Here is a 13,195-nt window from a genome sequence, read left to right on the forward strand (position 1 = left end):
GGCAATGTCCCGCCAACCCCCAGCCTCCTGACAGAAACTGTCAGGAGGCTCTGGTAATCTGCGCCGGTGTTTTTTCCGGAGTGCACCTGCGTGTCGCGAGCCAGTCGTTTACTCACCCTGCTGCAGATGCTGCGGGGCAAAAGCCGTCCGGTGACCGCCGCGACCCTGGCCTCGGAGCTGGAGGTTTCCGAGCGCACCCTGTACCGCGATATCGCCGAGCTGACCGCCCTGGGCGCGCCGATCTACGGTGAGGCGGGGATAGGCTACGTGCTGCGCAGCGGGCTGTTCCTGCCGCCGTTGATGCTCAATGCCGATGAGACCGAGGCCGTGGTGCTGGGCCTGCGCTACGTCGATCAGCGCGGCGACGAGGAACTGAGCAAGGCCGCCGCCGATGCCATGGCCAAGATCGCCGCGGTGCTGGCCCCCGCGGCCCAGGACGCACTGCGCAATCCGACCCTGTTGCCCGGCCCGGCGGGCTACGGCTTCCCCGACAACCCGGTGTCGCTCAATGTGTTCCGCCAGGCGATCCGCCTTCAGGCCAAGCTGCTGATCGACTATGCCGACGTCAACCAGAACCCCAGCCAGCGCCGGGTCTGGCCCCTGGCCCTGGGCTTTCTCAACGAGGCCCGGGTGATCGTGGCCTGGTGTGAATTGCGCGAGGATTACCGCACCTTCCGCACCGACCGCATTGCCGCCGCCCAGGAACAGGGCGAGCGGTATCCGGGGCGGCGCAGCGACTGGCTGCGAGCCTGGCGCAAACGCATGCACAGCGATGAGCAGGGCCGTTTTACTGCTGACAGGAAATGACACGCGGGGGCTTTAGCATGGCCCGCTCATTCAACAGCAAGGAGCTTTTGTCATGTCGGCCACAGTCCCTTCCCTTGCCCCGGCCATCGCCGCTTATGTCACGGCCATCAACAGCGGCGACAGCGCAGTGGTGGCGTCGATCTTCGCCGACCGCGCCCAGGTCTTCGATGAACGCGAGCACTGCGTGGGGCCCCAGCAGATCGCCCGCTGGATGGGCAAAGGCGCGTGCCGCCTGGAAATCCTCGGGGTCCAGCAGCGCACTGGCAAAGTGCTGCTCGACAGCCGGGTGTGCGGTGACTTCCCCGGCAGCCCCCAGGCCCTGCGCCATACCTTCCGCCTGGACGCCCAGGGGCGGATCGAACGCCTGGATATTTCCCGCTGATGTAGCCGCTGGCGCAGGCGGCGAAAAACCTGAGCATGCCCAAGGTTTTGCTGGAGAGCGCCAGGCAAGGCCCTGCGGTCCTTTTCCCAGCTTCGCAGGCTCGGCAGCGGCTACAGGTCGGCCTGGAGCGGCTCATGCTGGCATACTGCGGCTCTTTGCCAGGAGGCCCGAGCCCCATGCCATTCGATTCCCCCATGAGCGCCTACCAGTACGCCCTGGAGCAGCAGGGCTTTGTCGCCGACGCGGCGCAGGCGCGGGCGGTGCAGGCCTTGCAGCAATGCCATGAAGCCCTGCATCAAGGGCGCACGGCGGTGCCCGGGGTCTATCTGTGGGGGGCGGTTGGGCGGGGCAAGACCTGGCTGATGGACCAGTTCTACCAGAGCCTGCGGGTCCCGGCGCGGCGCCAGCACTTTCATCACTTCATGGGCTGGGTGCACCAGCGTTCGTTCCAGCTGACCGGTATTGCCGACCCCTTGCAGGCCCTGGCCCGGGAGCTGGCCGAAGAGGTGCGGGTGCTGTGTTTCGATGAGCTGTTCGTCAATGACATCGGTGACGCGATCATCCTCGGGCGCCTGTTCCAGGTGATGTTCGACCAGGGCGTGGTGCTGGTCTGCACCTCCAACCAGCCCCCGGAGCAGCTGTATGCCGATGGCTTCAACCGCGAGCGCTTCGTTCCGGCGATCAGCGCCATCCGCCAGCACATGCAGGTGGTGGCGGTGGACGGCGAGCAGGATCACCGCCTGCACCCGGGCGCCGCCGAGCAACGCTACTGGCTTGGCGCCGAGGGGCAGCCGAGCGCCCTGGGGCCGGTGTTCGAGCGCTTGAGTGCCGGGCAGCCGGCGAGCAGCGAGCCGCTGTTGCTCGGCTATCGCCCGTTGCAGGTGGCCAAGGCGTGCGGGACGGTGGCCTGGTGCAGCTTCGTCGAACTGTGCGAACAGCCGTTTTCCGCCATGGACTTCATGGCCCTGTGCGACCGCTTCCAGGCCATTCTCCTGAGCGATGTGCCCAACCTCAGCGCTTGCCAGCGCCCCGCACGCATTGCCCGGGGCACCGAGGATGGTGCCGAGCGGGTGGTGGCCGGGGATCGTGAGTTGCCGCAGCTGTCGGTACATGACGACGCGGTGCGGCGTTTCATCGCCCTGGTGGACGAGTGCTACGACCGCAAGGTGCCGCTGTACCTGGAAGCCCGGGTGCCCATGGAACAGCTGTACACCGAGGGCTACCTGGAGTTCGCTTTCCGCCGCACCCTCAGCCGCCTGCAGGAAATGCAGTTGCAGCGTTTTGCCGGTGGGCCCGCGGCCTGAAGGGAAACCCTTCCGGCTGCCGTGGATCCCGGCCGCTGCTTAGGATTTTTTCTGTAGTGCGCGGGTTAAAAATCTTCGTTTGGTCAAATCCCCCAGCCTACAATCGAGGCTGCCTGAGCCCTGAGCGCTCACTTTCAATACGTTGATCGAGGATGAACATGGACGTTGCCGATGTCGTGGTGTTGCAAGCCAGTTACAGCAACCCGGTGCATGCCGAAGCCATAGGCGTGTTGCTCAACCACTATGCCGAGGACCCCATGGGCGGCGGCCAGCCCCTGGACGCAGACCGGCTCCAGCAGTTGCCGGCGGAGCTGGCCAAGCGGCCCCAGGCGTTCAGCGTGCTGGCCTTTGCCGGCGGGCAGCCGGTGGGCCTGGTGAACTGCTTCGAAGGCTTCTCCACCTTTGCCTGCCGGCCCCTGGTAAATATCCATGACGTGGTGGTGCTGGACAGCTACCGCGGCCAGGGCCTGAGCAAGCGCCTGCTGCAGAAGGTCGAGGACATCGCCCGGCAACGGGGCTGCTGCAAGGTCACCCTGGAAGTGCTGGAGGGCAATGCCCAGGCCCAGGCCGCCTATCGCGCCTGCGGTTTCGCCAATGCCATGCTCGACCCGGCTCACGGGCGCATGCTGTTCTGGAGCAAAGCCTTGTAATGCACGCCCCCAACCCCTGCGCGCCGGTCCCGGTAGAAACACCCTGGCGGATCTTCCTGGTGTTTCTGCGCCTGGGCCTGAGTTCGTTTGGCGGGCCGCTGGCGCACCTGGGCTACTTTCGCCAGGAATTCGTCCAGCGCCGGCGCTGGCTGGGGGAGGCGGCCTATGCCGAGCTGGTCGCGCTGTGCCAGTTTCTTCCCGGACCTGCCAGCAGTCAGGTCGGCATCGCCCTGGGATTGTCTCGCCGTGGCCTGCCCGGGGCCCTGTGTGCCTGGGCCGGCTTTACCTTGCCTTCGGCCCTGGCCCTGGCACTGCTGGCCCTGGGGTTGGGGGGCGGGGTCCCGGCCGGGGCGCTCAAGGGCTTGCAACTGGTGGCGGTGGCGGTGGTGGCCCAGGCCTTGTGGGGCATGGCCCGCAGCCTGTGCCGGGGCGCCTTGCAGATCGTCATTGCAGTGCTGGCCGCGGCGCTGGTGCTGCGCTGGCCGGGCCTGGGCGGGCAGTTGCTGGTGATGCTGCTGGCGGCGCTGCTGGGCCGCTGGCTGATCAGGCCGGTGTTCCAGGTGCAGGTCCAGAGCCCTCCCTCTGGGGCGAGTCGCCGCCTGGGGGCGTGTTGCCTGGGGCTGGCGCTATTGCTGCTGGTGCTGTTGCCGGGGCTGGTGCTGCTCTGGCCGGGGCGCCTGCTGAGCCTGTTCGATGGTTTCTACCGGGTCGGCGCTCTGGTATTCGGCGGCGGCCATGTGGTGCTGCCGCTGTTGCAGGCGCAGGTGGTGGAGCCCGGCTGGGTCAGCAGCCCGCTGTTCCTGGCCGGGTACGCCAGCGCCCAGGCGATGCCCGGCCCGCTGTTCAGCGTCGCGGCCTTTCTCGGCGCGGCCATCGATGGCTGGAGTGGGGCGGTGGTCTGTCTGCTGGCGATCTTTCTGCCAGGGCTGTTGCTGGTGATCGGCGTGGTGCCCTTCTGGCAGCGGCTGCGCCACCGCCAGGGCATCCAGGCGGCCCTGGCCGGGGTCAATGCCGCGGTGGTGGGCCTGCTGGCGGCAGCGTTGTACCAACCCCTGTGGACCAGCAGCGTGACCGGCGCGCCGGAACTGGTGGCGGTGTTGCTGGCGCTGCTGCTGTTGCGCAGCGGCCGGGTGCCGCCCTGGGCCCTGGTGCTGCTGGGGGCCGGTGCCGGTGCCTGGCTGCTCTAGAGGTCGTGCTGCGCCGGGTCGAGCCTTGGGAATACCAGGCGGAACTCGGTCAGGAGTTCCGGGATGCTGCTGACCTCGGTGCGCCCCTGGTGCAGGTTCATGATCGAACGGACGATGGCCAGGCCCAGCCCGGTGCCGCCTTCGGCCCGGGTGCGGCTGCTGTCGACCCGATAGAAGCGCTCGAACAGATGGGGCAGGTGGCTGGCGGCGATGCCCGGGCCGGGGTTGCCCACGCTCAGGCTCACGGCCTCCATGCTCTGCTCCACCCGCAGGCTGATCTGCCCCCGCGGCGGGCTGTGGCGAATGGCGTTGGACAGCAGGTTGGAAATGGCCCGCTGGATCATCAGCCGGTCCCCCAGCACCCAGGCATCGCCACTGGGCTGCAGTTGCAGATGCTTCTCTTCGGCGCTCAGGGCGAACAGGTCGATGACCCGGCGCGCTTCTTCCCCCAGCGAGACCCGGGCGAACCGGGCCTGGGACGCCGGCTGGCTGACCTGGGCCAGGAACAGCATGTCGGCGACGATCCGCGTGACCCGCTCCAGCTCTTCGATACTGGCCTCCAGCACCGCCTTGTACTCCTCTGGCGGGCGTTCCCGGGACAGGGTCACCTGGGCCTTGCCCATCAGGTTGCTGATGGGCGAGCGCAACTCGTGGGCCAGGTCGTCGGAGAACTGCGACAGGCGCTGCACGCCGCCGTCCAGGCGTTGCAGCATGACATTGATGCCCTGGCCCAGCTCCGCCAGCTCCCGGGGCAGGCCCTGCAGCTTCAGGCGGTGGGTCAGGTCCTGGGTGGTGACCCGCGCCGCGACCCGGCTGAACTGCTGCAGCGGCAGCAGGCCCCGTTGCACCAGCCACCAGGCGCCGAAACCGATCAGCAGCAGCAACAGGGGCAGGGCGATCACCGTGGAGCGCAGGTAGGCGCTGAGCAGCGCCTGATCGTTGCTGCGGTCCAGGGTCAGTACCACCTGGACCTGCTCGCCGTTGCGCAGGCTCATCTGCCGCAGGGCGCTGAGCAAGGGGTTGCCGTGGCTGTCGCGCCAGTCGACATAGCCATCGCCACCGATATTGCCCAGGGGCTCGGGCAGGGACTCCTGGGCCATGCCGCCGACAATCAGCAGGGGTTCGGCCAGCGGATCGCTGCCGAGGATGCTCAATTGCAGGTTGTCGTGGCCCATCACCAGGTCCAGCAGGGAATGGGGGCGGGCCGCCAGGTCACTGCTCTTGAGGTCGCTGGTGAGGCTGTGCCGGATCTGCTCCAGCTTGCTGTCCAGGCCCTTGCGCGCCAGGTTGTCCAGCTCATGGTTCAACGCCAGGTAGGCCAGGGTTGCCAGCAGCACCACCAGTGCCGCGCCCATCAGGGCGACGGTCAGCCCCAGGCGCATGGACAGGCTGCTGGCCGCGGTGGGGCGCGCTGTCATGGGCGTGCTTCCAGGACATAACCGACACCGCGCAAGGTATGGATCAGCTTGACGTCACTGGCGTCGTCGATCTTGCCTCGCAAGCGGCTGATGGAGACTTCCACCACATTGGTGTCGCAGTCGAAGTTCATGTCCCAGACCAGGGAAATGATCTGGGTACGGGTCAGTACTTCTCCGCTGTGGCGCATCAATACATGCAGCAGGGTGAATTCCTTGGTCGTCAGGTCGATACGCCGACTGCCGCGATAAGCCCGATGACGGCGCGGGTCAAGTTGCAGGTCGGCAACTTGCAGAACTTCCGGTTGGACAATGACTTCACTACGACGCATCAGGGTACGAACCCGGGCCAGCAACTCGGGAAATTGAAACGGTTTGACCAGATAATCATCGGCGCCCATATCCAGGCCCTTGACCTTGTCTTCCAGGCGCCCGCGGGCAGTCAACATCATGACCCGTGCGGGATAGTTTCCCTGCAGTTGTTCAAGAACTTGCCAACCATCTTTGCCGGGCAGGTTGATATCCAGGATTACCAATTCATAGGGTTGTTGTTGAATCAGGTGCAGGCCGTCCACGCCATTGTTCGCCCGGTCCACCACATAGCCACTTTCACTCAGGCCCTGATGCAGGTAGTCGGCCGTCTTGGGTTCGTCCTCAATCACCAGAATGCGCATTGCAATATCCTCTTCAAAGCTGTCGGGGGCTGTCGAGCGAGCGCAGGTTAAAGTCTGTAGTAGCTATAGGGTCAATAAAATAACCCAGCTAATTCAACTGATTAACCAGGCTGTCCGATCAGTGGCGAGCGGCATGGTGCGGCGATACTAATTGAGCCGGGGCACTGCGGGCGGCAGATGACCGGGTTGTCATCTGCCTGTCATGCGGGTGCAAGAGAAGGAGGGCAGCCCCTATGAAAAAGGCGCCCGCAAGGGCGCCAAACATCCACTTCTGGCAAAGGAGCAGATTGCCGGGAATGGGTATCGCTGGAACAGGGGGTCAGGCACCAGGCTGTTGTTGCTTGGCATCCGAGGCGGAATAGTTGGGCTCGGATTTCTGCTTTTCGGCTTTTGCGGTGTTTTCGGTCTTGTCGCCATGAAGTTGCTGCTGGCTAACGCGGAAGTTGTCATAGAAGCGCTGCATATTCTCCGAGCCACCTTCGGCAAAGGCCGCGCTGGAACCTACCAGAATCAGGCCGCTTAATACCAAAGTTGAAAGTTTCATGCTGTTTTTCCTGCTTAAGAATGTTCGGTACTTGTTACGTCCCTGCACAAGAAGTGATGGGCGAAAGTTTCACCGAAGTGTATTAAGCGAGGGTTAACGTCAGCCTGAAGTGCTGATTACAATTTCGACATCATGTGTCTCTGCCGGCGCTCGGCCGCGCTGACCGGGAAGGGCACCTCCTTGAAGGCGCCGCCTGCGGACGCGGCCTGGTGCAAAAAAAAGCCCCGGGAACCGGCCAGGGTTCTCGGGGCTGTTTGCCGGCAAGCCGGATCCTGCGGGCGTGGCAGGGGGCTTACTTTTGTACCACCGTGGCTTCGATCGGGGCCTTGGGTTTCATCAGGCTGAAGTCGACCAAGGGCCTGCTCTGGCGCGAGTAGGGGTCGCCGATCAGCAGCGGGCGTGGCTTGAAGCTGTCGCTCACCAGGCTGCGGCTGTGGTCCAGCTCATCGAAACTCAGGCCCGCCAGGTCCGCCCAGGTGTGAATCAGCTGGGAGCTCATGTAGGGGCGGCTGAGGTCCGAGGCAAAGCTCCAGTCATGGGTTTCCCGCCATTTCGGCGAGGCCCAGGCCATGAACGGAATGGTGTACATCGGCGCCGTCGGCCGGGCTTCGTTGCGCCCCAGGGTGTCATGGCCGGCGGAGTCGAAGACGTCCTCGCCATGGTCCGAGAGGTACAGCAGGAAACCGTTGGGGTCGGTCTTGGCGTAGTTCTTGATCAGGTTCGAGACCACGAAGTCGTTGTACAGCACGGCGTTGTCGTAGCTGTTGTAGGTGGGCAACTGGTCGTCGCGCACGCCGGCCGGTACGCCCTGGCGATCATTGAACTTGTCGAAGCTGGGCGGGTAGCGGTACTGGTAGCTCATGTGGGTGCCCAGCAGGTGGACCACGATGAACTTGCGCGGTGCGCTGTCGGCCAGGGCCTTGGAGAACGGTTCGAGCACGTCGCCGTCGTACTGGCGGGCGTTCTGGTTGCGGTTGTTGTTCAGGTACACCTGCTCGTCTGCCTGTTCGGAGAAGGTGGTGAGCATGGTGTTGCGCTTGGTCATGGTCTGCTGGTTGGTGATCCAGTAGGTCTTGTAGCCGGCCTGCTTCATCACGCTGACCAGGGACGGGCTCTTGAGGTACAGGTCGGGGTTTTCTTCGTCGGCGAAGGTCAGTACCTGCTGCAGCGCCTCGATGGTGTAGGGGCGCGGGGTGATGACGTTGTTGAAGATCGCCAGTTGGTCCTTGAGCTTGTCCAGCTCCGGGGTGGTCTGGCGCGGGTAGCCGTACAGGCTCATGCGCTGGCGGTTGGTGGATTCGCCGATGACCAGTACCAGGGTCGCCGGCTGGTTGGCCATGCTGTCCTTGAGGTTGGTCAGGGGCGCGATCTTGCTGGCGCTGGCGAGCATGCCCTGCATGCCGTCCAGTTGCTCGCGGTAGCGGCGATAGGCAATCACCATCTGCCAGGGCACGGCGGGCTCGATGCGGGTTTCGAATTTCTCCAGGCCGGCGGCCAGGGTATCGGCGCGGGAGATCTGCTTGACCAGCGGGTAGCCGACGATGGCCACCAGGATCGCCGCCGCCACCACCAGGGCCTGCCCCCGAGGCAGGTAGACCGGGCGCAGGCGGGTCCAGAGGAAGAAGGCGAATGCGCTGTGGGCGAGGAATGCCAGGAGCATCCACCAGGCAAAGTACTGGGTCAGGTATTCACCGGCTTCCGAGGGGTTGGACTCGAACATGATGAAGATGACGCTTTGCGAGAACTCCTGCTGGTAGACGAAGAAGTAGCCCAGGCTGGCCATGGAGCAGGCCCAGAGCACCACGCCGATCACGGCGGCCATGACTTTGGTGCGCGCCGGGAACAGCAGCATCGGTGCCAGCCAGATGGCGCTCATGAAGAACGCCTGGCGGAAACCGGTGAAACCGGAGGTGTCGGTCAGCTGGATCAGCAGTTGGGTGATGCCGGAGAAATACCAGAAGAACAGGAACAGCCAGAGCAGCCCCATCCAGTCAAAACCTTTCGCAGATGCACTACTGCGTTTGAACAATGCCATTGAGCGCTCCCCAGGGATCCAGATTCATTGCGCGCCAAGGGCGTCGCGAATGAGCGCCGTCTTGTAACAAGACGGCCACAATGGCCGGGAGTATCGATAGGCAAGTGTGAAAACTTTGTCAGCTGAACGTCGCTATTTTGTGGTCTGCAACGGGGGGCTGTGGTGGTGCGCTGGTGTGGCTACGGGCGGCGGCGGGGCGACGAGGTCTGGGACCTGCAGCGGGGCTGAACGCAGGTCGGGCCTGCGTTCAGGGGCGAGGCTCAGCTCGCGGAGGAGAGGTGTAGCGGCGCCGGTTGACCCTGGCTTTGCAACTGCAGGCGCAATTGTGCGAGCTCCCGTTGCAGTTGATCGCGTTCGTCTTTGAGTTGACGCAATTCGTCACGACGAATGGTGACGTACAGGGTTTGTGCTGGTCGTGCCGGTAGTACTGTGCCCATTGCTTCACCTCGCAAATGGCGTGTCTCAACTATGCTTCGCTGGCCGCATCCCTTGCGCAAAGCACTATCGGCGGCAATTTTATTTCTTTTTCGGGCAAAGGGAACTTTTTTATTTTTCGCGGTCGCTGTGTCTTCGCGCAGACTTGCAGCGTTATCCACCCAGGGCCAGGGAAACTTCAGGCGCTGGCACGGGACTAATCTTCATTGTTCTGCTGCCCGTCAGGGGAATTGGCTGGGGCCGGTCGATGGGTAATTCGCGCCGTCGGGGGTAAAAAACTCGGAATCTGCCTGAAGATTGCGCTGTCTTGGGGCTTCTTGCCTTGTATAGTTGCGCCCCTCGGGATTTTGCCCCGGCCCACTGGGCTATAACTTTTTTTGATCAGAATTTTTGCAGTAGGAGCATCAGCACATGCAACTGGGGATTATTGGACTGGGCCGCATGGGCGGCAACATTGCACGGCGCCTGATGCTCAATGGGCACGAGACCGTAGTCTTTGACCGCAACACCGACTTCGTCAGCACCCTGGCCGCTGAAGGCGCCAAGGGCGTCGCCGACCTGCCGGCCCTGGTGGCGGGCCTGGAAAAGCCCCGTGCGGTCTGGGTCATGCTGCCCGCGGGCGCACCCACCGAAGACACCATCGACGCCCTCAGCCAGTTGCTGGAGCCGGGCGATGTGATCATCGACGGTGGCAACACCTACTATAAAGACGACATCCGCCGCGCCCGCGACCTGGCGCAAAAGGGCCTGAAGTACATCGACGTCGGCACCTCCGGCGGCGTCTGGGGCCTGGAGCGTGGCTACTGCATGATGATCGGCGGCGACGCCGCCGAAGTGCTGCGCCTGGACCCGCTGTTCGCCGCCCTGGCGCCGGGCATGGGCACCATCCCGCGGACCAAGGACCGGGTCGCCGATGACGACCGTGCCGAACGCGGCTACATCCACGCCGGCCCGGCCGGTTCCGGGCACTTCGTCAAGATGATCCACAACGGCATCGAGTACGGCATGATGCAGGCCTTCGCCGAGGGCTTCGACATCCTCAAGACCAAGGCCTCGGAAAGCCTTCCGGAAGACCAGCGCTTCGACCTCAATGTCGCCGATATCGCCGAAGTCTGGCGCCGTGGCAGCGTGGTGTCCTCCTGGCTGCTGGACCTGACCGCCGATGCCCTGGCGGGCGATCCGAAGCTCGACGGCTTCTCCGGCTCGGTGGCCGACAGTGGCGAAGGGCGCTGGACCATCGAAGCGGCCATGGAGCAATCGGTGCCGGTGCCGGTGCTGTCCAACTCGCTGTTCTCCCGCTACCGCTCCCGCGGCCAGGGCACCTACGGTGACAAGCTGCTGTCGGCCATGCGCTTCGGCTTTGGCGGCCATGTGGAGACCGGGAAAAAATGACCACCACGCGAAAGAAGTCCAAGGCGTTGCCGGCGCCGCCGACCACGCTGTTCCTGTTCGGCGCCCGCGGTGATCTGGTCAAGCGCCTGCTGATGCCGGCGCTGTACAACCTCAGCCGCGACGGTTTGCTGGATGAGGGGCTGCGGATTGTCGGCGTCGACCACAACGCGGTGAGCGACGCCGAGTTCGCCACGCTGCTGGAAGACTTCCTTCGCGATGAAGTGCTCAACAAGCAAGGCCAGGGGGCGGCGGTGGATGCCGCCGTCTGGGCCCGCCTGACCCGGGGCATCAGCTATGTCCAGGGCGATTTTCTCGACGACTCCACCTATGCCGAACTGGCGGCGCGGATTGCCGCCAGCGGCACCGGCAACGCGGTGTTCTACCTGGCCACCGCGCCGCGCTTCTTCAGTGAAGTGGTGCGCCGCCTGGGCAGCGCCGGGTTGCTGGAGGAGGGGCCGCAGGCTTTTCGCCGGGTGGTGATCGAAAAACCCTTCGGCTCCGACCTGCAGACCGCCGAAGCCCTCAACGGCTGCCTGCTCAAGGTCATGAGCGAGAAGCAGATCTATCGCATCGACCATTACCTGGGCAAGGAAACGGTCCAGAACATCCTGGTCAGCCGTTTTTCCAACAGCCTGTTCGAGGCATTCTGGAACAACCATTACATCGACCACGTGCAGATCACCGCGGCGGAAACCGTCGGCGTGGAAACCCGTGGCAGCTTTTATGAACACACCGGTGCCCTGCGGGACATGGTGCCCAACCACCTGTTCCAGTTGCTGGCGATGGTGGCCATGGAGCCGCCCGCAGCCTTTGGCGCCGATGCGGTACGTGGCGAAAAGGCCAAGGTGGTGGGGGCTATCCGCCCCTGGTCCGTGGAGGAGGCCCGGGCCAACTCGGTGCGCGGCCAATACAGCGCCGGTGAAGTGGCCGGCAAGGCCCTGGCGGGCTACCGCGAGGAAGCCAACGTGGCGCCGGACAGCAGCACCGAAACCTACGTTGCGCTGAAGGTGATGATCGACAACTGGCGCTGGGTCGGGGTGCCGTTCTACCTGCGCACCGGCAAGCGCATGAGTGTGCGCGACACCGAGATCGTCATCTGCTTCAAGCCGGCGCCCTATGCACAGTTCCGCGATACCGAGGTCGAGCGCCTGTTGCCGACCTACCTGCGGATCCAGATCCAGCCCAACGAAGGCATGTGGTTCGACCTGCTGGCGAAAAAGCCCGGGCCGAGCCTGGACATGGCCAACATCGAACTGGGTTTTGCCTACCGCGACTTTTTCGAGATGCAGCCCTCCACCGGCTACGAAACCCTGATCTACGACTGCTTGATCGGCGACCAGACCCTGTTCCAGCGCGCCGACAACATCGAGAACGGCTGGCGCGCGGTGCAACCCTTCCTCGATGCCTGGCAACAGGACGCCAGCTTGCAGAGCTACCCGGCGGGCGTGGATGGCCCGGCAGCCGGGGATGAACTGCTGGCCCGGGATGGCCGCGTATGGCGACCCCTGGGGTGAGTGGCGTGCCGGCGCGGCCTATCGAGTTCCTCCTCAGTGACATGGACGGCACCCTGTTGCGCCCCGACCACAGCCTCAGCCCTCGCACCCTGGATGCGGTCCGTGCGCTGCGCGAGGCCGGGGTGGCCTTCAGTCTGGCCACCGGACGGCCGCCGCGGGCCATGCTGCAGCAGATCGAGGCGCTGGGCGTCGACCTGCCCACTGCCGGCTTCAACGGCGGCAGTATCGTCAAGCCCGATGGCAGTTTCCTGGCTCGTCACCATGTTCCGGTGGAAGCGGCGGTCACCGCCTTGCTGCTGTTCGAACCCTGCCCACAGGTCGAGACCTGGGTGTTTGCCGACAACGAATGGCTGCTGCGCAACCTGGACGGTGCCCTGATGCCCCTGGAGCGCCAGGCGCTGGGTTACGCCCCCAAGGTGGTGGACAGCTTCGAGGAATACCTGCCGCGCATCGACAAGATCGTCGCCGCCAGCAGCGATCACCGCTTGCTGGTGCAGTTGGAGGCCCGCTTGCAGGCCACCACTGCAGGGCAGGCCCAGGCGTCCCGTTCCCAACCCAGGTTCCTCGATCTCACTGCCTTGCAGGCGGACAAGGGGCAGGCCCTGGTGACCCTGGCCGAATACCTGGGGGTGCCGCTGGAGCGCTGCGCGGCCCTGGGCGATGGCGGCAACGACCCGGCGATGTTCCAGCGTGCCGGCCTGTCGATTGCCATGGGCCAGGCGGAAGAACAGGTCAAGCGCCAGGCTGATGTGATCACCGGCAGCAACCTGGAAGACGGCGCCGCCGAAGCCATCGAGCGCTATATCCTCATGCGTTGAGGGCCGTGGGGGGGGGGGGGGGGGGGGGGGGGGGGGGG

Annotated in this window: 13 protein-coding genes; 8 read left to right on the forward strand and 5 right to left on the reverse strand. The window is 64.8% G+C overall.

Features of this window, described 5'->3' with window-relative positions; translation table 11 throughout:
• Positions 1 to 90 precede the first annotated feature (90 nt).
• The 5 genes from AC1RL5_RS03480 (at position 91) to chrA (ending at position 4,330) form a co-directional block, all read left to right on the forward strand.
• Entirely contained in the window at positions 91 to 807 is a 717-nt protein-coding gene (locus AC1RL5_RS03480) for a helix-turn-helix transcriptional regulator (protein WP_015635716.1), read from the forward strand.
• A 52-nt stretch (positions 808 to 859) separates the two neighbouring features.
• Complete coding sequence (locus AC1RL5_RS03485) at positions 860 to 1,189, forward strand: nuclear transport factor 2 family protein (protein ID WP_053151784.1); 330 nt, start codon at positions 860 to 862, stop codon at positions 1,187 to 1,189.
• A gap of 176 nt (positions 1,190 to 1,365) precedes the next feature.
• Positions 1,366 to 2,493, forward strand: coding sequence for a cell division protein ZapE (gene zapE / locus AC1RL5_RS03490; RefSeq protein WP_492588939.1), 1,128 nt, complete (start codon positions 1,366 to 1,368; stop codon positions 2,491 to 2,493).
• A 158-nt stretch (positions 2,494 to 2,651) separates the two neighbouring features.
• Entirely contained in the window at positions 2,652 to 3,143 is a 492-nt protein-coding gene (locus AC1RL5_RS03495) for a GNAT family N-acetyltransferase (RefSeq protein ID WP_011061437.1), read from the forward strand.
• Positions 3,143 to 4,330, forward strand: coding sequence for a chromate efflux transporter (gene chrA / locus AC1RL5_RS03500; protein WP_072450261.1), 1,188 nt, complete (start codon positions 3,143 to 3,145; stop codon positions 4,328 to 4,330). Before AC1RL5_RS03495 ends, chrA begins: the two co-directional genes overlap by 1 nt.
• Here the strand turns inward: chrA and AC1RL5_RS03505 are convergent.
• The 5 genes from AC1RL5_RS03505 to AC1RL5_RS03525 form a co-directional block, all read right to left on the reverse strand.
• Positions 4,327 to 5,748, reverse strand: a complete 1,422-nt coding sequence (locus AC1RL5_RS03505) for a heavy metal sensor histidine kinase (protein ID WP_492588938.1) — start codon at positions 5,746 to 5,748, stop codon at positions 4,327 to 4,329. The genes chrA and AC1RL5_RS03505 overlap by 4 nt on opposite strands.
• Entirely contained in the window at positions 5,745 to 6,419 is a 675-nt protein-coding gene (locus AC1RL5_RS03510; protein WP_011061434.1) for a heavy metal response regulator transcription factor, read from the reverse strand. Before AC1RL5_RS03510 ends, AC1RL5_RS03505 begins: the two co-directional genes overlap by 4 nt.
• A 319-nt stretch (positions 6,420 to 6,738) precedes the next feature.
• Positions 6,739 to 6,963, reverse strand: a complete 225-nt coding sequence (locus AC1RL5_RS03515; protein ID WP_015635710.1) for a hypothetical protein — start codon at positions 6,961 to 6,963, stop codon at positions 6,739 to 6,741.
• A 292-nt stretch (positions 6,964 to 7,255) separates the two neighbouring features.
• Positions 7,256 to 8,998: a phosphoethanolamine transferase CptA gene (locus AC1RL5_RS03520; protein WP_072450263.1), complete on the reverse strand. Its 1,743-nt coding sequence runs from the start codon at positions 8,996 to 8,998 to the stop codon at positions 7,256 to 7,258.
• Between the two features lie 260 nt (positions 8,999 to 9,258).
• Positions 9,259 to 9,435 carry a DUF6026 family protein gene (locus AC1RL5_RS03525; RefSeq protein WP_015635709.1) on the reverse strand — a complete coding sequence of 59 codons (177 nt, stop codon included), beginning with the start codon at positions 9,433 to 9,435 and terminating at the stop codon, positions 9,259 to 9,261.
• Positions 9,436 to 9,844: 409 nt separating this feature from the next.
• Here AC1RL5_RS03525 and gnd point away from each other — a divergent pair, with 409 nt between their 5' ends.
• From gnd to AC1RL5_RS03540, 3 genes are read left to right on the forward strand one after another with little or no spacing between them, the layout of a single operon-like run.
• Positions 9,845 to 10,825, forward strand: a complete 981-nt coding sequence (gene gnd, locus AC1RL5_RS03530; protein WP_072450264.1) for a phosphogluconate dehydrogenase (NAD(+)-dependent, decarboxylating) — start codon at positions 9,845 to 9,847, stop codon at positions 10,823 to 10,825.
• The gene (zwf, locus tag AC1RL5_RS03535; RefSeq protein WP_047286745.1) at positions 10,822 to 12,339 is read left to right on the forward strand and encodes a glucose-6-phosphate dehydrogenase; all 1,518 of its coding nucleotides are present in this window, start codon (positions 10,822 to 10,824) and stop codon (positions 12,337 to 12,339) included. The genes gnd and zwf overlap by 4 nt, the downstream gene beginning before the upstream one ends.
• Positions 12,321 to 13,157 carry a Cof-type HAD-IIB family hydrolase gene (locus AC1RL5_RS03540; protein ID WP_072450266.1) on the forward strand — a complete coding sequence of 279 codons (837 nt, stop codon included), beginning with the start codon at positions 12,321 to 12,323 and terminating at the stop codon, positions 13,155 to 13,157. The genes zwf and AC1RL5_RS03540 overlap by 19 nt, the downstream gene beginning before the upstream one ends.
• The last annotated feature ends 38 nt before the right edge of the window (positions 13,158 to 13,195 follow it).

This window comes from Pseudomonas sp. GW822-FHT06D10, from assembly GCF_058799535.1.